Annotated in this window: 17 protein-coding genes and 1 tRNA gene; 4 read left to right on the plus strand and 14 right to left on the minus strand. The window is 60.2% G+C overall.

The genetic code is table 11. The annotated features are described in order from the left end of the window. Positions 1-54 precede the first annotated feature (54 nt). Positions 55-882 (plus strand): VCBS domain-containing protein, encoded by an 828-nt coding sequence (locus tag FFR93_RS22230; protein ID WP_138394812.1) that lies wholly within the window; start codon positions 55-57, stop codon positions 880-882. A gap of 568 nt (positions 883-1,450) precedes the next feature. Here the strand turns inward: FFR93_RS22230 and FFR93_RS22240 are convergent. Continuing rightward, positions 1,451-1,527, minus strand: a tRNA-Met gene (locus tag FFR93_RS22240). 135 nt (positions 1,528-1,662) lie between these two features. Further along, positions 1,663-2,862 (minus strand): tRNA 2-thiouridine(34) synthase MnmA, encoded by a 1,200-nt coding sequence (gene mnmA / locus FFR93_RS22245; protein ID WP_138394813.1) that lies wholly within the window; start codon positions 2,860-2,862, stop codon positions 1,663-1,665. 264 nt (positions 2,863-3,126) lie between these two features. Here mnmA and FFR93_RS22250 point away from each other — a divergent pair, with 264 nt between their 5' ends. Beyond that, on the plus strand, positions 3,127-4,083 hold the full coding sequence (locus tag FFR93_RS22250; RefSeq protein WP_138394814.1) for a DMT family transporter: 957 nt from the start codon (positions 3,127-3,129) through the stop codon (positions 4,081-4,083). Between the two features lie 2 nt (positions 4,084-4,085). On the opposite strand, the gene FFR93_RS22255 is transcribed toward FFR93_RS22250, so the two are convergent. Next, positions 4,086-5,186, minus strand: a complete 1,101-nt coding sequence (locus tag FFR93_RS22255; RefSeq protein WP_138394815.1) for a mechanosensitive ion channel family protein — start codon at positions 5,184-5,186, stop codon at positions 4,086-4,088. Between the two features lie 173 nt (positions 5,187-5,359). On the opposite strand from FFR93_RS22255, the gene FFR93_RS22260 reads away from it, so the two are divergent. Continuing rightward, positions 5,360-5,623, plus strand: a complete 264-nt coding sequence (locus FFR93_RS22260; protein ID WP_064708832.1) for a hypothetical protein — start codon at positions 5,360-5,362, stop codon at positions 5,621-5,623. Between the two features lie 78 nt (positions 5,624-5,701). Here the strand turns inward: FFR93_RS22260 and serA are convergent, their stop codons facing one another. From serA to FFR93_RS22280, 3 genes are all read right to left on the minus strand, one after another. Then, on the minus strand, positions 5,702-7,297 hold the full coding sequence (gene serA, locus FFR93_RS22265) for a phosphoglycerate dehydrogenase (protein WP_064708831.1): 1,596 nt from the start codon (positions 7,295-7,297) through the stop codon (positions 5,702-5,704). Positions 7,298-7,443: 146 nt separating this feature from the next. Further along, on the minus strand, positions 7,444-8,622 hold the full coding sequence (locus FFR93_RS22270) for a phosphoserine transaminase (RefSeq protein ID WP_138394816.1): 1,179 nt from the start codon (positions 8,620-8,622) through the stop codon (positions 7,444-7,446). A gap of 189 nt (positions 8,623-8,811) precedes the next feature. Next, on the minus strand, positions 8,812-9,648 hold the full coding sequence (locus FFR93_RS22280; RefSeq protein WP_138394818.1) for an outer membrane protein: 837 nt from the start codon (positions 9,646-9,648) through the stop codon (positions 8,812-8,814). A gap of 204 nt (positions 9,649-9,852) precedes the next feature. Here FFR93_RS22280 and FFR93_RS22285 point away from each other — a divergent pair, with 204 nt between their 5' ends. After that, positions 9,853-10,065 (plus strand): class I SAM-dependent methyltransferase, encoded by a 213-nt coding sequence (locus FFR93_RS22285; protein WP_138394819.1) that lies wholly within the window; start codon positions 9,853-9,855, stop codon positions 10,063-10,065. Between the two features lie 240 nt (positions 10,066-10,305). On the opposite strand, the gene glmM is transcribed toward FFR93_RS22285, so the two are convergent. From glmM to FFR93_RS22325, 8 genes are all read right to left on the minus strand, one after another. Beyond that, entirely contained in the window at positions 10,306-11,658 is a 1,353-nt protein-coding gene (glmM, locus tag FFR93_RS22290) for a phosphoglucosamine mutase (protein ID WP_064694430.1), read from the minus strand. A 240-nt stretch (positions 11,659-11,898) separates the two neighbouring features. Next, the gene (gene ftsH / locus FFR93_RS22295) at positions 11,899-13,830 is read right to left on the minus strand and encodes an ATP-dependent zinc metalloprotease FtsH (RefSeq protein ID WP_064708826.1); all 1,932 of its coding nucleotides are present in this window, start codon (positions 13,828-13,830) and stop codon (positions 11,899-11,901) included. A 97-nt stretch (positions 13,831-13,927) separates the two neighbouring features. Continuing rightward, on the minus strand, positions 13,928-15,298 hold the full coding sequence (gene tilS, locus FFR93_RS22300; protein ID WP_138394820.1) for a tRNA lysidine(34) synthetase TilS: 1,371 nt from the start codon (positions 15,296-15,298) through the stop codon (positions 13,928-13,930). 11 nt (positions 15,299-15,309) lie between these two features. Then, entirely contained in the window at positions 15,310-16,299 is a 990-nt protein-coding gene (gene ybgF / locus FFR93_RS22305) for a tol-pal system protein YbgF (protein ID WP_138394821.1), read from the minus strand. A 169-nt stretch (positions 16,300-16,468) separates the two neighbouring features. After that, the gene (gene pal, locus FFR93_RS22310) at positions 16,469-17,002 is read right to left on the minus strand and encodes a peptidoglycan-associated lipoprotein Pal (RefSeq protein ID WP_064708823.1); all 534 of its coding nucleotides are present in this window, start codon (positions 17,000-17,002) and stop codon (positions 16,469-16,471) included. A 150-nt stretch (positions 17,003-17,152) separates the two neighbouring features. After that, a complete protein-coding gene (gene tolB, locus FFR93_RS22315; protein WP_138394822.1) occupies positions 17,153-18,463 on the minus strand; it encodes a Tol-Pal system beta propeller repeat protein TolB in 1,311 nt (436 codons plus the stop codon). 22 nt (positions 18,464-18,485) lie between these two features. Continuing rightward, the gene (locus tag FFR93_RS22320; protein ID WP_246661358.1) at positions 18,486-18,875 is read right to left on the minus strand and encodes a hypothetical protein; all 390 of its coding nucleotides are present in this window, start codon (positions 18,873-18,875) and stop codon (positions 18,486-18,488) included. Positions 18,876-18,923: 48 nt separating this feature from the next. Then, the gene (locus FFR93_RS22325; protein ID WP_138394824.1) at positions 18,924-20,066 is read right to left on the minus strand and encodes a hypothetical protein; all 1,143 of its coding nucleotides are present in this window, start codon (positions 20,064-20,066) and stop codon (positions 18,924-18,926) included. Positions 20,067-20,069 lie beyond the last annotated feature (3 nt).

The raw sequence follows: 20,069 nt of genomic DNA on the forward strand, positions 1-20,069 counted from the left end.
CCAGACACTCGATAGAGTTGCATAGTCCGACAACACATTAGACGGGAGGGAGAGATGGCAAATCACAAGCCGTTCGCAGGCGACGTATACTTGCCTGTTTTCGATATCAACGATCCAATCAGCGGCGACATTCTTGAGAATTCCTACGATACCGACGGAGATCAGCTGCGCCTGAATTTCGTCAACGGACAGCGGATCAAGCAGCCGGCGGATGCGGACGATCCCGCTACGACGACGATCATCGAAGGCAAATACGGCACGCTCACCATCAGCTCCGACGGTAGCTACACCTATGCGCTCGACTATTCAAAGCCGGAGGTGGCGGCGCTCGGGCCTGGAGATCAACTCGTCGATCAGTTCAACTTCAAGATTTCCGACGGCAAGGGCGCAACCGACTTCGGGCTGCTCAACATCGCGGTCGATCTGCCGGAACGCGGCGATGTCTTCGTCAGTTTCGAGGACGTCGGCAATCACGACTTCCCGACAGGCTACAAGGGCTTCGACTGGGGCGCCTGGCGTGACGGCGACGACGCGGCCGTGCGCGAGGAGACCGACGGCAATCACTACCTGTCGGGCGGCGTCTTCTGGACGCCGATCTACTCGGCCGATGGCGGCCCCTTCCAGATCAAGCAGTTCGAAGTCGCGAACGGAACGTCCGACTATGACAACGTCCTGACGATCGAAGGCCGGCTGAACGACACCATCGTCTTCTCCACCACCGTGACCATAACCGCCGACAGCATCGACGATCCCCAGCTGATTGATCTCAGTGCCTACGGCAACATTGATTATCTCCTGCTCGACAGTGAACCGATCGTCACGGAGAACAGCGGCCCCGATTATTTCGGCGCGCAATACGACAATTTTTACTTTGTCGTTTGAGCGATGGAGAAAGAGCATCTTTCCGAGCGCGTACCGCAGCGGCTGTCCAATAGCGATTTCTTGCGATAGCTGATCGACCTGGGCCCTGTTAGCATCAGATCGTCCGAGGAGGGACGATTTTGCTGGGGTGGAGGAAATGATGCAGACAATCGGGATCAGGTTAGCGGCGGTCATGTTCTCGCTGGCCGCATGGGCGATTATTATCGCTGCCGCATCCCATCTTTGGGCGATGAGGATGCCGATATTGCATTTGGCGCTCTACAGATAGCTGTTGTCGGCGTAGCGGAAATCTTGAGGCTGAACTGTTTTGTCCTCTCGCCGCTATGTTTGGTGCTGGGACATGCTACCGCGCCGGCCGGAACAGGCTCAACACCGCCGCCACAGTCGCAAATTCTTCAATGTGTGCGCGGCTTGAGAGATAGGTGACGTTCTGCACCGGAGACATGTCGGATATCGATCTGGAACAGAGGACATTGCAAACCGTCGACAACCCGTTCGGCACGAGGTTGTCACCCATGTCTTAGGTACAATCTGTTACCTATGTCTCCGGTATGGACATTGAAGGAGATGGTAGCGGAGGAGGGATTTGAACCCCCGACACAAGGATTATGATTCCTCTGCTCTGACCTACTGAGCTACTCCGCCACTGGTCAAACGATACCTGCTCGCGAAGCGCTGCGGGTTCGTGGGATGAGCGGCTTATAAGGTGCGCTTCGGCTTTGTGTCAAGCACATGATGGAGAAAAACCCTAGGCTTCGCCGGCCGTCGTTTCCGATGGCTTCAAGCGGCGACGGGGCCGGCCAGCAGGGCCTTGAGCGAGGCTTCAGCCGAGGGTTCGCGCTCGGAGCGCTCGATGAAGCCGCCGCCGAAGACGCGGGCGTCGTCGCCGGGCGCGGAATAAAGCGCGCAGGCTTGGCCGGGCGCAATGCCCGCCTCGCCAACCGTCAGATCGACATAGGTGCCTGTCGCGTCGGTATGCAGCACGGCGGGCGCCGGTGCCCGCGTCGAACGGACTTTGGCGTAGCAGGCAAAACCGCTGCCGGAAGCGGCCTCCGCGAGCGGGATGTCGCCCAGCCAATTAACGTCGCGCAAATAGACGCGGTGCGTTTCCAGCGCCTCCTTCGGTCCGACGATGACACGGCGTGAGCGGGCGTCGAGGTAGACGACGTAGAGCGGCTCGCCGGTCGCGATGCCGATGCCGCGGCGCTGGCCGATGGTGAAGTGCAGGATCCCTTCATGAGTGCCGAGCACTCGGCCATCGAGATGGACGATCTCGCCGGCGAGCGCCGCATTCGGCTTCAGCTTGGTGATGATGTCGGAATATTTGCCCTGGGGCACGAAGCAAATATCCTGGCTATCGGCCTTCTTGGCGACGACGAGGCCCATCTCTTCGGCAAGCCTGCGGGTCTCGGCCTTCGGCAGGCCGCCCAGGGGAAAGCGAAGATAGTCGATCTGTTCCTGCGTGGTGGCGAAGAGGAAATAGCTCTGGTCGCGGTCGGCGTCGGCCGGACGGAAAAGCGCGCGGCGGCCGGGATGATCAGGCGAAGGGTTCGGCCGCGAACGGATATAGTGACCGGTCGCCAGCGCATCGGCGCCGAGTTCCTTGGCGGTGGCCAGAAGATCGGCAAACTTGACGGTCTGGTTGCAAGAAACGCAGGGGATCGGCGTTTCGCCCGCCACATAGCTTTCGGCAAAAGGATTAATCACCGTTTCGCGGAAGCGCTTTTCGTAATCGAGCACATAATGCGGAATGCCGAGCGTTTCGCAGACGCGGCGGGCGTCGTCGATATCCTGGCCGGCGCAGCAGGAGCCGGCGCGGTGAACGGCTGCTCCATGGTTATAAAGCTGCAGCGTGATGCCGAGCACATCGTAACCCTGCTGTTTGAGAAGGCCGGCCACAACGGATGAATCGACGCCGCCCGACATGGCGACGACGACACGGGTCTCTTCCGGCTTCTTGTCAAAATCCAGTGTGTTCAACGATAGTGCCAATTCTGCGCTGTTTCGATCCGCCGTTCTGACTTCGGAATGTGGCGGATTTCCTGCATATCCGGCGGGATCGGCCGCCAGCTTTCATGGGCGACGGATATAGAAATTATTGCGCCCGTGCGCAAGTGCCGGCGTTTCAGCCCAACGTACCGGCGTCATCCGCCGCTCATGCATTGCAGCTATCTACAATTGCCCTTTGCTAGCCCCCGTTTCGTAGCGTAGAGGAAATTACCCACCTTTAGAAGATTCGGACAAATGACAGCGGCTTCAACCACTCTTCGTGGCGTCCTTGTCGCATTCGTCGGCTATGCCGTCTTTGCCTTCAGCGATGCATCCATCAAAGCCTTGCACGGCACCATCCCTTCGTTCCAGATCGCCTTCACTGGCGCTGTGCTCAGCCTGTCGGCCCTTCCCTTCATCAAGGGACCGGGCGATTCATGGCTCGACATATTCGCAACGACGAACCGGCCGCTCTGGATGGTGCGGTTTGCCGCCGGCGCGACCGGCTCGATCGCCTCCATCATAGCCTTCACCAAGCTGCCGATGGCCGAGGCCTTCTGTCTGCTGTTCCTGCTGCCGTCGGTCGTCACCATCCTTTCGGTGATCTTCCTGAAGGAGGATGTGCGCTGGCAACGCTGGGCTGCCGTCATCGTCGGCTTCGTCGGTGTGCTGGTCGTTCTCCGGCCGGGCTTCCGCGAACTGTCCGTTGGCCATCTGGCTGCAACCATCGGCGCCGTCTCCGCCGGCGTGGCTATCGTCATTCTGCGTGCACTCGGTCCGGCGGAGAAGCGCCTGTCGCTCTATGGAGCATCCCTGCTGGGCACGCTTATCGTCAGCGGTGTCCTCATGCTCTCCGAGATCATCGTACCAAGTCCGCAGCAATGGGTCTTTCTTGCAGGCTACGGATTGCTCGGCGCCGCCGGAAACGTGATGCTGATGACCGCAGCGCGGCTCGCCCCGGCGACGCTCGTGGCGACACCGCAATATAGTCAGATGATCTGGGCCATCGGCTTCGGCTACCTCTTCTTCAACGACCACGTCGACCTGCCGATGGCGCTCGGCATCGTGCTCATCATCTGCTCCGGGCTGCTGACGCTGATCCGCGAGCGCAAGCGCCACGTGCCCCTGCCCGCAGCCGTCGCGTCCGGCGACGCGCAATCGCCGCTTGCCACGACGCCGGCCGAAGGCGATGCCCAAACGCCAGCACGTTAGGCTTATTCTGCCGCCTGACGCCGATCCTGCGCCGGCTGTTCGTTCATCACGGCCCGCATGCGCGGAAGAGCAGCGGGATATTCACGGCGGATGAAATCGATCAGTTTCTCACGCACCTCGCAGCGAAGGTCGAAGGTGCGGCCGGAATTCGACGCCGATACGAGGATGCGGATTTCCATGACCGTTTCACGAAAGTCGGTGACGGCGACATTGACGACGCGGCCGTCCCACAAGGTGGAAGCCTTCGCGATCTGCTCGACCCTTGCACGTATGGCCTCGACCGGTACGCTGTAGTCCAGATAGATCATCACGGTGCCGATCAGCGCGGAACTTTCTCGCGTCCAGTTCTGAAACGGTTTTTCGATGAAGTAGCTCAGCGGCAGGACAAGGCGCCGCCAATCCCACAATTGCAGGACGACATAGGTCGAGGTGATCTCCTCCACCCGGCCCCACTCCCCTTCCACCAGCAGTGCATCATCGATCCGGATCGGCTGAGTGATGGCAAGCTGGATGCCAGCAAACAGGTTCTTCAGCACCGGCTGAAGCGCAAGGCCGACGACGATGCCGGCGACACCTGCGGATGCCAGCAGGCTGACCCCATATTGCCGGACCGCATCGAAGGTCATCAAACAGGCTGAAACCGCGACGACCACGATCAGCAGGTCGATGACACGCTCCATGATGCGTGTCTGCGTGACATGCTTGCGCGCCAGGAGATTGTCCTCGGCATCCAGTCTGAACCGGCGCAGATAGATCGTCATCCAGATGTGCTTGGCGGTCTTTGCCATGCGGGCGATAAGGATGATGAAGAAGATCAGGAGAACGTGGCGGACGGTTGCCGCCTGGTAATCCGTCAGTGGCGCGGCCGTGGCACCGAGGGAAAGGGCCGCCACAAGCATTGCAAGCCTTACCACCCGCTGCAGGCGGGAGACGAGTGAGCGCCAAAAAAGATCCTTGCTTTCGACGAGCCTCGCCAGCAGGCGGAATAGAATGCGATGCGCAAAAAGCGTTACTGAGATAACAACCGCAAAGATGACGGCGCTTGCAAGCCAATCCGGCAGCCAGATGCCCTCAGCACGGATGTCATTGAGAAAATCCGTCATGAACGCGCAGTTAGGGTGCAATGCAGCATGGAAAAGGGGCGGGCAGAAAAAAGCGCCGGTTCCGGACTCGGATTAATCCGATCCTATTAAATAACTTAGCAGCGTGGAACAATTTACACGATCGTGCGTTGCAGGGGCAGCGATGTCGCAATCGAATTGCTGAGGAGGGTTTCATGGGCAAGTTCGGCACGACGGAGTACAGCAGGATCAGACACTGGATCGAGGAGCGCGGCGGCCATCCCGCGCGAATCAAGAACGCGAGCGACAGCGAAACCGTCCGCGTCGATTTTTCTTCCGAAACAGAGGAAGAGATTTCCTGGGACGAATTCTTCCAGGGCCTCGACGGCAGCAGGCTCGCCTTCCTCCACCGCACCAGGGCTGAGGATGACAAGGCCCGATTCGGCAAGATCATCCGTCGGAAACGCTTGCCTCACTGAAAATCGTCCATTCCTCAAGCAGAAAACCCGGCGCGGTTTCCCGCGCCGGGTTTCCATACTTCCTTGGGAGGAGGAAATTTAGTCGATGTTGAAGGTCAGGAGCTTGGCCTGGCGGATCGCTTGGTGCGCCGTCAACTCCGTGAGCACGCCATCATCCACTTCGCCGTCGACATAGAGCAGCGCAATGGCGTCGCCACCCTGCTTGTCGCGGCCGAGCTGGAAGTTGGCGATGTTGACGCCGGCAGTACCGAGCGTCGTGCCGATGAAGCCGATCATGCCAGGGACGTCAGTATTGGTGATGTAGATCATGTGCGAACCGACATCGGCATCGAGATTGATGCCCTTGATCTGGATGAAGCGCGGCTTGCCATCCGAGAACACCGTGCCGGCAACGGAGCGCGTCATGCTTTCGGTCGTGACCGTCAGCTTGATATAGCCGTCAAAGACGCCCGTTTTGTCGCGCTTGACCTCGGAAAGCACAATGCCCTTTTCCTTGATCATGATCGGCGCGGAAACCATATTGACGTCGGCGACCTGCGGGCGGATCAGGCCGGCGAGAACCGCGCTTGTCAGCGCCCGCGTGTTCATGTTGGCGGTCACACCGTCGTAGAGGATTTCGATCTGCTTGATCGGCTCTTCGGTGACCTGGCCCACAAAGGCGCCGAGAACATCGGCAAGACGAATGAACGGCTTCAGGATCGGCGCCTCTTCCGCGGTAATCGATGGCATGTTGATGGCGTTTGAGACCGCGCCCTTGACGAGGTAGTCCGACATTTGTTCGGCCACCTGCAGAGCGACGTTTTCCTGCGCCTCTGTCGTCGAAGCGCCGAGATGCGGCGTGCAGACGACGTTCGGCAGGCCGAAGAGCGGGCTTTCCTTGGCAGGCTCGACTTCGAAGACGTCGAAGGCGGCACCGGCAACATGGCCGGACTTGATGGCTTCGGCAAGGGCTGCCTCATCGACCAGGCCGCCGCGGGCGCAGTTGATGATGCGCACGCCGGGCTTCGTCTTTGCCAAGGCTTCCTTGTTGAGGATGCCGCGTGTCTTGTCGGTCATCGGCACATGCAGCGTAATGAAATCGGCGCGAGCGAAAAGTTCGTCCAGCTCGACCTTGGTGACGCCCATCTCCTCGGCGCGCTCCTTCGAAAGGAACGGGTCGTAGGCAACGACATGCATCTTCAGGCCGATGGCGCGGGAGCAGACGATCGAGCCGATATTGCCAGCGCCGATAACGCCGAGCGTCTTGCCGGTGATCTCGACGCCCATGAATTTAGACTTTTCCCATTTGCCGGCCTGTGTCGAGGTATCGGCTGCCGGAAGCTGGCGGGCGACGGCGAACATCAGCGCGATCGCATGTTCGGCCGTCGTGATCGAATTGCCGAAGGGCGTGTTCATGACGATGATGCCGCGGCGCGAAGCGGCCGGAATATCGACATTGTCGACGCCGATGCCGGCGCGGCCAACGACCTTCAGGTTCGTCGCCGCTCCGATGATCTTTTCCGTCACCTTGGTGGCCGAGCGGATGGCCAGACCATCATACTTGCCGATGACTTCGAGCAGACGGTCCTTGTCTTTGCCGAGCTGCGGTTCGAAATCGACTTCGACGCCGCGGTCGCGGAAAATCTGGACGGCGGTTTCCGACAATTCGTCGGATACGAGAACGCGAGGTGCCATGAGGGCCTCCTTCAAAAGTGTTCAGCGATGAATGAAATCAGGAATGCCAGAGCATGATGCCGAAAAGTGTATGCGGTTTTCGGACGACATCATGCTCTTATTCTTTGATCCAACTCCGCCCTATGACGGAGCCGGATGCGATCACGTCAGGCGGCGGCCTGAGCGAGCTGCGCCTTCTGCGTTTCGAAGGCCCAGGAAAGCCAAGGCATCAGCTTTTGCATGTCGGACGCCTCGATCGTGGCGCCGGCCCAGATGCGCAGGCCAGACGGCGCGTCGCGGTAATGGCCGATATCATAGGCGACGCCTTCCTTTTCCAGGAGGCCGACCAAGCCCTTGGCGAAATTCGCCTGGCCATCAGCGTCGAGAGCCGCGATGTCCTTGTCGACGATTTTCAGGCAGACAGAGGTGTTGGAGGCCGTTTCCACCTTCACGGCGAGATTGGCGATCCAGTCGTTTGCCGCGACAAAATCGTGAATGACCTTGGCATTGACATCGGCGCGCGCGATCAGCGCCTTGAGACCGCCGACATCTTTGGCCCAGAGCAGCGCATCGATATAGTCTTCGACGCACAGCATAGACGGCGTGTTGATCGTCTCGCCCTGGAAGATGCCTTCGGTCAGCTTGCCGCCCGAGGTCAGGCGGAAGATCTTCGGCAACGGCCAGGCCGGGGTATAGGTGGTGAGACGCTCGACGGCGCGCGGCGAGAGAATGATGACGCCATGCGCGCCCTCGCCGCCGAGAACCTTCTGCCAGGAGAAGGTGACGACATCGAGTTTGGCGAAATCGAGCTCCTGCGCGAAAGCGGCCGAGGTGGCGTCGCAGATCGTCAGGCCCTTGCGGTCGGCAGGGATGAAATCGCCGTTCGGCACGCGCACGCCTGAAGTGGTGCCATTCCATGTAAAGACAACGTCGCGGTCGAAATCGACGGCGGAGAGATCGGGAAGCTCGCCATAACCGGCTTCGAGCTTGCGCACATCCTTGAGCTTCAGCTGCTTGACGACATCGGTGACCCAGCCGGCGCCGAAGCTTTCCCAGGCGAGCATGTCGACACCGCGTTCGCCGAGCAGCGACCAGAGCGCCATTTCGACGGCGCCGGTGTCGGAAGCCGGCACGATGCCGATGCGGTAATCCGCCGGCACTTCGAGAATTTCGCGGGTAAGGTCGATGGCCTGCTTGAGCTTGGCCTTGCCCACCTTCGCGCGGTGCGAACGGCCAAGCGCCGCGTCGGAAAGGGCTTCGAGCGACCAACCGGGACGCTTCGAGCAGGGGCCAGAAGAGAAATGGGTATTATGCGGACGGATGTCCGGCTTTGCGGTCTTCGCCATGATGCTATCCTCTCAGATAGAAAGCCCTTCGTTGGGGAAGGGTGTCCCGCCGCCGTGTGTATGGATCGAAGGCATCATAGTCAAGATCGAAGTGTCGCGATCTGAAGATATTTTGACGCAGGCGAGGCGGCGAAATGAAAAAGCCGCCCGGAGCGAGGGCAGCTTTCTGATGCGATGGTTTAGACCGGCTTACTTGTAGACTGGCTGCTGCAGCGGGATTTCCGGCGGCGGCTCGTAGCTTGCCTGGGCGCATCCGCCAAAGAGGTAACGGGCGCCAACGCGGGCTTCGTGGGCGCTGAGACCCTTGTCGCGGCCAGGCCCGCCGTTGTCGGCATAGCCGAACATGTTGCCGCCGTCGATATGCAGGTAACGGTAGCCGACATCGGCCTTGATATTGCAGGTCACGTCGATCGAAGCGCCAGCCATGAGGGCGTAGGTGAAACGCCAATTGCCCTTGCCGCCATGAGTGACCTCGTCGTCGCAGAAGCTGCCGTCATCGGCGCAGGAAACGTTGCGCAGGTTTTTCCACTTTACATAGGAGCCGCCGATACCGGCGCCGACATAGGGCGTCACATAGCCGTAGGTGCCGAGATCGACATAGGCGTTGGCCAGCAGCGTATAGGCACGAACCGAAGAGCGGTCGCGCGAGGTGCAATCCACCAGCGGGAAGCCGCATTGCCCGACCGTAGAACCGCGGAAATCGGCCTGAGTGAGATAGTCGAAGGTCAGATCGGTGCGGAGATAGCTGTTGATCTGATAACCGACGCCGCCGCCGATCGTCCATGCGTCGTCGAGATCGGTGTCGTCGAAATCGACCTCCGTGGCGTTGCTGCCCTGGAAATAGCGCGCGCCACGCAGATCGGTGAAGGCATAACCGACATCGCCGCGCAGATACCAGCCCGTCGCTTCGCTAACCGTCACCTCGGGAGGCTGTTCCGGGATAGGCTCGGCCGGGGCGAAATCCGCGGAATAGGCGTTTGTGGCGATCAACAATGCGGCAAGCATGCCGGACAAACTTCTTTTCATGGATCCGCTCCAAATCCCGTTGGGTCGGCAGGCTCAAGTCGCTGCCAATCTGATACGCTTTGCATGGATAATGAATTGGAAACGTTAAAAGCTGCTTAACCACGCTTATTTACCGTATGCGTCGCATTCTTCTGGAGGAAGGCATAGGAGACGATCAAAACCCGTCCGACCATCGCACAGCATTTGAGCGAGGGCGGCCATTCCTTGACGGACATCGATTCCTCATCGTCGCTGACAGCGATGTGCCGCGATCGATTTCCCCGTCATGAATGGCTGGTGGCCGACATGCGCAATCTGGCACTCGACCGGAGATTTCATGGTCTCATCGCCTGGGACAGCTTTTTCCACCTGACAACCGACGATCAACGCTCGAGGTTGGAGGTTTTCCGCAGCCACGCCCAACCCGATGCGGCCTGATGTTCCCCAGTCGCCCTTCATATGGCGAAACAATCGGCACCTTCGGCGAGGAGCCCCTCTGTCACGCCAGTCTCGACCCCGGCTATTATCGCCGGCTGCTCGGCGAGAAGGGCTTACCGTCATTGCCCATGTCGTCGAAGATCCGACCTGCGGCGGCCACACGATCTGGCTGGCGCAACAGGTTGAATGAAAAAGCCGGCGCTCGCGCACCGGCTGGCTTTCGATTATCCTTCCGGGCGATCAGGCAGCGGTCCGGACATTCGAGATCGTGCCGATCAACTCATTGACGATGCGCTCGATCTGAGCGCGGTCGTCGCCCTCGGCCATGACGCGGATCAATGGTTCTGTGCCTGAGGGGCGGATGACAAGGCGGCCATTCTTGGAGAGTTCGGCTTCGGCGTCGGCAATTGCCTTCTGCACCTGAATATCCTCCAGCGGCTTGCCGCCGCTGATGCGGACGTTGCGGAGGAGTTGCGGGACCGGCTCGAAACGGCGGCAGACCTCGCTGACGGTGCGGCCGGTGCGCTTGACCGCGGCAAGAATCTGCAGCGCTGCGACGAGACCGTCGCCTGTTGTGCCGTAGTCCGAAAGCACGATGTGGCCCGATTGCTCGCCGCCGACATTGTAATTGTGCTGACGCATATGCTCGACGACATAACGGTCGCCGACCTTCGTGCGCGCAAGCGCCATGCCGCGCCCATCGAGGAAGCGCTCAAGGCCGAGATTGGACATCACCGTAGCAACGATGCCGTTGCCACGCAGCTGCTGGCTCTCCGCCCAGCTCTCGGCAATGACGGCCATGAGTTGGTCGCCGTCGACGATCGAGCCGTTCTCATCGACGATGATAACCCGATCAGCGTCGCCGTCGAGCGCGATGCCGATATCGGCGCGCACTTCGTCGACTTTCTTCTGCAATGCCACGGGGCTGGTGGAGCCGCAATTTAGATTGATGTTGGTGCCGTTCGGTTCGTTGCCGATGGTAACGACGTCAGCGCCGAGCTCCCAGAGCACCGCAGGGGCCACCTTGTACGCAGCGCCATTGGCACAATCGATCGCGACCCTCAGTCCCTGCAGCGTCACGTCGCGCGGCAGCGTGCGCTTGGCATGTTCAATATAGCGGTCATGCACGCCGTCGACGCGCTTGGCCCGGCCGATGTCGTCGGATTTGGCAAGCTGCGCGTTGAGATCCTTTTCAAGCAGATCCTCGATCTCGGCTTCGATATCGTCCGAAAGCTTATAGCCGTCAGGACCGAAAAGCTTGATGCCGTTATCTTCGTACGGATTGTGCGAAGCGGAGATCATCACACCGATATCGCAGCGCAGCGAACGCGTCAGCATAGCGACGGCAGGCGTCGGGATCGGGCCGAGAATGAAGGCGTCGAGGCCCGCAGCCGTGAAGCCTGCCACCATCGCATTCTCGAGCATATAACCGGAAAGACGCGTATCCTTGCCGATCACGACGCGATGGCGGTGATTGCCCCGTCGGAAGATCGTGCCGGCGGCGATGCCGACGCGCATGGCGAGATCGGGCGTCATCGGGAAGACATTGGATTGGCCGCGAATACCGTCGGTACCGAAATAGCGTCTTTTCATCTGCACTCCTGCGCTTTGGCGCGCCACTTAAGGCTGCGCATCGTTCCAAGCAAATCCGGCCTCAGTGGATTGTCGTCAGTCCAGGAGCGTGATTCATGCTTGCGTCTCTTCAGCGGAATGCCACAAATTGCGGCAATCGGCACGTAAATTAGCGAGAAAAATGATTATATCCCGTTACCAATGAAAAAGGCCGGATCTCCTATGTCGGAAATCCGGCCCCTTTTGAGATCGCGTCGCAGCTCAATGCGGCTGCGGTTCGAGGCCGCCTTCAGGCTCATCGCCCTTGGTGGCGGGCCGCACGCCAGCCTTCGGAACGGCCGACCCCCGGCTCGGCGGCGAATCGTCGCCGAGATCGCGGGAGGGCTTCTCGCCGCGGATCAGAGCCTTGATCTCCTCACCGGTCAACGTTTCGTATTCGAGCAGGCCTTCGGCAAGGGCGACGAAGTCGTCGTGCTTTTCCGTCAGGATCGTGCGGGCCTGAGTATAGGCTTCGTCGATCAGGCGACGCACTTCATTGTCGATCTTCTGCGCGGTCGCTTCCGAGACATTCTTCGACTGCGAAACCGAGTGACCGAGGAAGACTTCCTGTTGGTTTTCGCCGTAGGCGACCTGACCAAGCTGGTCGGAGAAGCCCCACTGCGTGACCATGGCGCGGGCAAGTTTGGTCGCCTGCTCGATGTCGGAAGAGGCGCCTGATGTGATGTTCTCCTTGCCGAAGGTGAGCTCCTCGGCAACGCGGCCGCCCATCATGATGCAGAGGCGCGAGACCATCCATTTGTAGCTCATCGAGTAGCGATCGCCCTCGGGAAGCTGCATGACCATGCCGAGCGCACGGCCCCGCGGAATGATCGTCGCCTTGTGCAGCGGATCGGCGACGGCGACGTTCAGCGCGGTGATGGCGTGGCCAGCTTCGTGATACGCGGTGAGCTTCTTCTCCGCTTCGGTCATTGCCGAAGAACGGCGCTCGGCGCCCATCATGATCTTGTCCTTGGCGTCTTCGAACTCCTGCATCGTGACGACGCGCTTGTTGCGGCGGGCGGCCATGAGGGCGGCTTCGTTGACAAGGTTCATCAGATCGGCGCCGGAGAAACCGGGCGTGCCGCGGGCGAGAACCTTGAGATCGACATTCGGCGCCAGCGGAACGTTGCGGGCATGCACCTTCAGGATGCGCTCGCGGCCGACGATATCAGGGTTCGGCACCACGACCTGCCGGTCGAAACGGCCGGGACGCAGCAGCGCCGGATCGAGAACGTCAGGGCGGTTGGTGGCGGCGATCAGGATCACGCCTTCATTCGCCTCGAAGCCGTCCATTTCGACCAGCAGCTGGTTCAGCGTCTGTTCGCGTTCATCATTGCCGCCGCCGAGACCGGCGCCGCGATGGCGGCCGACGGCATCGATTTCGTCGATGAAGATGATGCAGGGCGCGTTCTTCTTCGCCTGCTCGAACATGTCGCGCACACGGCTTGCACCGACGCCGACGAACATTTCGACGAAGTCGGAACCGGAAATAGTGAAGAAGGGCACGTTGGCCTCGCCTGCGACCGAGCGGGCGAGCAGCGTCTTACCGGTGCCCGGTGGGCCGACCAACAGCACGCCGCGCGGAATTTTACCGCCGAGACGCTGGAACTTCTGCGGATCTCGCAGGAATTCGACGATTTCCTCGAGATCCTGCTTGGCCTCGTCGACGCCGGCGACATCTTCAAAGGTCACGCGGCCATGCGCTTCCGTCAGAAGCTTGGCCTTGGACTTGCCGAAACCCATCGCGCCGCGTGAGCCGCCCTGCATCTGCCGCATGAAAAACAGCCAGACGCCGAGAATGAGAAGCATCGGCAGCAAGGTGCCGAGATAGCTCAAAAAACCCGAAGAACCATCCGTTTCTGGACGGGCGGAAACCAGCACATTCTTCTGCTGCAGGCGATCGAGCAGACTGTCGTCGATGACAGGCGAATAGGTCTGGAAGGTGGTGCCATTTTCAACATAGCTTCCGGAGACACGGTTGCCCGTGACCACGACTTCCTTCACACGGCCCGCATCAACCTCACGCAGAAACTGCGAATAAGGGATATCGCGGGAGCCCGTCTGCGCCGGCGCCGTCTGAAACATGCTGAAAAGGGCGATCAGCAGAAGCGCGATGATCGCCCACAAGGCGAAATTACGTAAGTTAGGGTTCATTGAACTCCCCAGCACTGCAACAGCCGCCTCATGGCGACCGTCTTATTAGGTTCTAACATAGGGTTGCGCCGAGCTGTTGCCAAGGCAATCCCCCAAGTCAGATGGTTTTTCCGTCAATACTTCTTAAAGGCAGCCCCGCATAGGGCGCCATCGCGAAAACCGCCGAAAGCCTATCAGCAAAGATGAAATCAAATCGTGTCAAAAAGCGGTCGAAGGGCGCGAAATAGGGCGTCAGATCGATCCCACTGGCCAATTCCTGAAATAAGGGAGCTCCCGCTACCGATAAAACCGGCGCCGAGGCGATGGCGCGTTTCCATGCCGCCTTGGGCAGGTGCCCAAAATGATGCTCCCCCGTTCCTGTCCTCGGGCTCGACCCGAGGGATTTTAATGAGGCAGAGTGTGTGGCGGCGGCTTCGATTGCAACCGGGGCCGTCGACCCATTGCGCGCCTGGAACCTCCCATCCCACACCCCCGTCTCACCCGGCTGCAATACCAGCGGCACAATCCCCCGGCTCTCGCGCGACAGATAAAGCCCGTCACGCCTGAGATCGAAAACTACTCTGCCAAGGGTCATGCGCCCCAGCCTGCCGCCCGCGGCAAATGACAGAAGGCGCTCCAACTGCGCCCCGCCCGGCACGAATTGCTGACCGCCGAAGACGGCCGTCAGGCGGCCGAGCGAATAGTCCAGAACTGCGCGATCCTGCCGCAAACCATCAGCAGTGACCTGCCCCAGCAGGCAGCCATGAAGCCTAAAGTGACAATTCAGCCATTCGGCGGCTCGGGACGACAGAGCCAGCCGCTCTTCCCACGCGGCGCGAATATCCATCTCTGTCGCCGGCTCGGCAGATATCTGCCGGCGCATCCGCACCCGCTCGTACCTCACGTCCTCATTGCTAGGGTCATCGATCCACCGCACGCCCCGCTCCCGCAGGAAAGTGCGGATATCGGCCCGCGTGGAAAAAAGAAGCGGCCGCAAAATCCAGAAGCGCCGATCCAAGAGCACGGCGTCGGCGATGCCGCTCGAAAGCTGCTCAGTTCGCATCTCGCGCATCCGCAGCGTTTCGCGCTGGTCGTCCAGCGTATGGCCGGTTACGATGAGATCGGCGTTGAGCGCTTCCGCTGCCTCAGCCAGAAGGCTGTAACGGACCTCGCGGGCAGCAGCCATGATGCCGGCTTTAGGCTTTTCGCCCTGCCACGTCGAAACAATATGGGGAATGCCGTGGCATGCACAGAGGGTTGCAACCTCTCGCGCCTCGTCTGCGGAGCCGGCGCGCAACGCGTGGTCGATGGTTGCGGCACAAAGGGAAATATCAAGATGGGGGGCGGCCTTCACGGCTTCATCGAGGAGGAGAAGCAGGCCGGTGGAATCGCTGCCGCCCGAGATCGCGACGAGAATGCGCGCAGGATTTCGAAGCGATGCGAGAAACTGGCGGATCGCCTGTCGAGGCGAGACGGCTTCCGGAGACATTCCGGAAGACCTCAGCAGGCGAGGCGTTTCTGTTCGCTCGCAACCTTGCTTATGACGGCGCGTGACGCCTTCGGATAGCGCTTCGAGACTTCGCGTAGCGTCGCGCAGGCCGTCTCCTTATTGTCGAGGGCAGCAAGCGACATGCCGAGCTTCAGCAGCATTTCCGGCGCTTTTTCCGAGCTGCCGTATTTTTGATGCGCGTTGAGGAAAGTCTTGGCGGCTTCGTTGTATTTACCCTGCGAATAGAGCGCTTCGCCGAGCCAGAAATTGGCGTCCGCTGCCCGGGCGCTGGTCGGGTAACGGGCAATGTACTGGTTGAACTCCTCCTCGGCCGTGCCGTAATCGCCCGACAATACGTGGCCGTAGGCTGCCTTGTACTGATCAGCCTCGCTGCCGAGCGAGGCCGTCTGCTGCGGCGCGCCGCTGTTGGCCTTGGGAATCGGGCCGGAACCGATGGTGGCGCTTTCATCGACGGTTCCGCCGATCGGATTGCCGTTCTGGTCGAACTCGATCGAGCCAAGCTGTTTCGGCGGCTGGCCGAGGCCGGTATTATCAGGCACATCGGTGGAGGGAGCCGTTTCGGCCCCCTGCGGTGCTTGAATCAATCTGGCGACGTCATCGCTCCCGGACGCTGCCGGAGCGGCATCGGTCTCGCTCTTCTTGACGGGAGCCTTGGCGCCACCGCTGCCGGACCCGGTTCTTTCGAGCTGCTGGAAGCGGAATTCATTGTCTTCCTGCTGTTTGCGGATCGTCTCCTGCATCTGCAGGAGCTGAAAGCTCATCTCTTCGATCCGGCCGTTCAATTGCCGCATCTGCTCTTCGAGCTGCTGCACGCGAACCTCGGCATCGCCGCTCTGCACCTTGACAACAGGCGGCGCCGACTGGCTGTCCGCGGATCGGCCGCCTAGATGCAGCCCGAAGAACGACGCCGAATAGGCCGCTCGTTCGCTCCCGGTCACAGCCGCCAGGCACAGCATGCCTGCCACGACAAGTTTTTTCATATGTATCGTCCTGTCCCAGTGATTCTTCGCGCCTTGAGGCACGAACAGGAGATTTTTCCAATTGCTGTCAAAAAGCAACGGAGTCTGGCCAAAGTGTGGTCAAAAAGAAAAGGCGGCCCCCGATGGGACCGCCTTCCGAAACTGCGCAGATCGACAAATTACATCAGGCTTACATGCCGGCGCCGCCGAGCACGGTGACGGCACGGCGATTCTGCGACCAGCAGGAAATATCGTCGCAGACGGCGACCGGGCGTTCCTTGCCGTAGGAGATCGTCTTCATGCGCTGTGACGGAACGCCGCGCGAAGCGAGGTAATCCTTGGTGGCAGCCGCACGACGGGCGCCGAGCGCCAGGTTATATTCGCGCGTGCCGCGTTCGTCGGCATGGCCTTCGACGGTGATCTGGTAGTTGGGGTAGCGGCCAAGCCACTGCGCCTGACGGTCGAGCGTCTGCGCGGCATCGGCACGGATCGACGAGGAATCAGTGTCGAAGAAGATGCGGTCGCCGACATTGACCGTGAAGTCCTGCGCGGAGCCTGGCGTTGCAGCACCGGCACCGAGGCCGAGTTCACCGGCGCTGTTCGGCACGCCGTTCTTCTTATTGGCGCAACCCGCGAGAGCGAGACCAGCGACGAGCGCGATCATGACGGGGTTACGGGCGAAATTCTGCATGCGGCTCACTGCCGGGGTGTGAATTCGGCTCATGGCCGGGTCTCCTTGCGATTTCAGGGTTTCCGGACAGTAACCGCACTCGGTTAACCGCCCCTCAAAGATTATGGTTAACAATTTACTGATTTGTCCCGTAGTCGCCGGTTTCCACGACTTTGAGGCGACATGAAGGCATTGCTGCACGCGCTACTCCAGAAGCGGCGACCAGGCCGGGTCGGAAGCATAGCTCGGCGTCTTGACCAGCTGTTCGTTGTAACCGGTCAGGTCGATCGAGTAGAGCTGCGGACCGCCCGAACCTGCCGCCTGGCGGAAGAACATCAGGACGCGGCCGTTCGGCGCCCAAGTCGGGCCTTCATTGTGGAAGCCGGTCGTCAAGATGCGCTCGCCCGAACCATCCGGTTTCATCACCCCGATCGAAAACTTGCCGCCGGCCTGCTTGGTGAAGGCAATGAGATCGCCACGCGGTGACCAGACCGGCGTCGAATAGGAGCCATCGCCGAAGGAAATACGGGTCTGGCCCGAACCGTCGGCGTTCATCACGTAGATCTGCGGCTTGCCGCCCCGGTCGCTTTCAAAGCTGACGCGCGTGCCATCGGGCGAATAGGAGGGCGAGGTGTCGATCGCCGCCGTCGAGGTGAGCCGCGTCGTCGTGCGCGAGCGCAGGTCCATCGTATAGATGTTCGAATTGCCTTCCTGCTGCAGGCTCATGATCACCTTCTGGCCATCCGGCGAAAAGCGCGGCGAGAAAGTCATGCCCGGAAAATTGCCGACAACCTCGCGCTGCCCGGTTTCGAGCTGCAGCAGATAGACCCGCGGCTGCTGGTTGGCGAAGGACATGTAGGTGACCTCCTGCCGGCTCGGCGAGAAGCGCGGCGTCAGCACGAGATCGCTGCCGTCGGTCAGCGTCCGCACGTTGAAGCCATCCTGGTCCATGATAGCGAGCTGTCGCTTTCGCTGCTGCTTCGTGCCGGATTCGGAGACGAAGACGACGCGGGTATCGAAATAACCCTCTTCGCCAGTGATCTGCTTATAGATCGCATCGGCAATGATGTGGGCAACGCGACGCCAGTTCTCCGGCTGCGTATAGAACTGCTGGCCGGTCATCTGCTGGCCCGCGAATGTATCCCAGAGACGGAATTCGGCGCGAAGGCGGCCATCGGCTTCCTGGGTGACGCGGCCAGTGACCAAAGCCTGAGCATTGATGACCTTCCAGTCTTCGAAGCGCGGTGCCGCGTCCGGATTGGAGATCTTCTCGATAAAGGCGGTCTTGTTGATCGGCGCAAACAGACCTGAACGCTGCAGGTCGGCCGCGATTACCTGCGAGACCTGTGCGCCCATGTTGCCCTGCAGGAAGTCGGTGATAGCGATCGGCAGCGGCTGGATATTACCCTTGTTGATATTGAGCTCGACAAGAGCGTTCGCCGGAGTCGTAAAGGCTGCGGCCCCGACCAGGCCAGCGACGACCATGAGGGCGCGGATGAGGGAACACTTGACCATGTCAAACAAGCCTTTCAGCACTTTATAGGTTCAGTTGGCCGGTGTCGAAGTTCAAAATGACTTCCTTCCAGGCATCGTATTTGTCTTTTGGAAACATCGTGTAGGGAGCTGCGCGGGTGATTGCGCGACGAGCGGCGTCGGTAACGATTTTCCGTGTGCGCTCGCTACCGCCACTGACCTCCGCCTCAGGAGAGCCTATAACGCGACCGTCTTTATCAAGACGCACATGGAAGCTTAGATGAACGCTTCCCGCATCCTTTAAGTCGCCGGGCAGGAAAAAGCGATCTTGAATGGCGTTGCGCATCGCATTGATAGCTGCCTCGGTTAAAATCGGCGCTTTCTGACGGCTTTCTTCACCGTTTTTCGTCTCCGCATACACGCTGAGCGGAAACGCAAACGTGGCCATGAACATCGTCAGGATTCCAACGGCCTTCGGGAGATGGCATAAGCTTCTCAGCATCTAGATTCCAAAATCGCTTGCGTCGAAGGTAAGACGCATTTCATTCCAGCCGTTCTCGCCTTCATACTTATCTGCTGGCAAGTTCTTGAGAGGAGATGATTTCATGACAGCGCGATAAACGCTGCTCTTAAGAGCTTGACGTGTCGAATCCGGCCCACCTGTCGCAATGACCTCTGGATCGCCAACTACATTCCCAGCTTGATCGAGTTGAAAACGAACCTGAAGCTGCACTTCGCTAGCACCTGCTAGCCCTGAAACAACGCTCCAGTTGCTGGAAATCTGGCTGCGTACAGCATCCTCCTCGCTCTGGCTGAGTTTGGCTCCGCTGTTGCTCTTCTTGTTCCCTAGTGAGGCCTCTTGCGTCGAGCGCTTGGCGCCGCCGGCAGAAGGATCGGTCTTATTCAACAGGGCCGAAATCTCGTCGGCGTTGAAATCGCTCTTCATCGTCGAAGCCGATTTCGCCACTTCCTGCTTCTTGTCGGCCTTCTTCTTGTCCGTCGGTTTTTCGGCGACCTTTGGCTCATCCGCCGGCTTTTCAGCCGACTTCTCGGCAGCTTTTTGGGGCTCCGGAGGCTTTACCTGCGGTTTGACGACCGGCGTCGGCACCTTGTCCGGCAATGGTTCCGCATCGGGCTTCGGCGGCTCCTCAGGCTTGGCCTGTTCTTCCGGCGGCTTTTCCTCAGGCTTCGGCGGCGTCACTTCGACGGGCTTCGGCGGCGGAATGGAGGCGACCTCCTTCGGCTGCTCGACCTCGGTCTCTTCCTTGTTGACTTCCTTGACGTCGTTCGGCTTCGGATCGGTCGTCGGCAGCGGTTTTTCACTCGAATTCGCTGCAGCAGCCTCGGTATTGCTCGGCTTTGCGTTCGGAACCGGCGGCGTCTTCAGGTCGATATTGTTGTCGCCGGCGTTCTCGGCCGGCTGCGTGATCGGCGGCCGAGTCGTCGGCACGGGCGCGGACGTTTCCTTCTTCGGAGCCGTCTTTTCGCCCTGCTGCATCTGGGTGATGGATTCCACTGGCACGAGATCGACCGGCATCGCCTCGAAATCCTCGACCTTAAAGGACTCCGGCGCGCCGAGCGACACCATGGCCCAGGTGAGCACCAGGCCATGCAGAACAGCAGATGTGACGACGCTGGCCTTCATGTT

The sequence above is a fragment of the Rhizobium sp. MHM7A genome, assembly GCF_005862215.1.
Classification (GTDB): domain Bacteria; phylum Pseudomonadota; class Alphaproteobacteria; order Rhizobiales; family Rhizobiaceae; genus Rhizobium; species Rhizobium bangladeshense.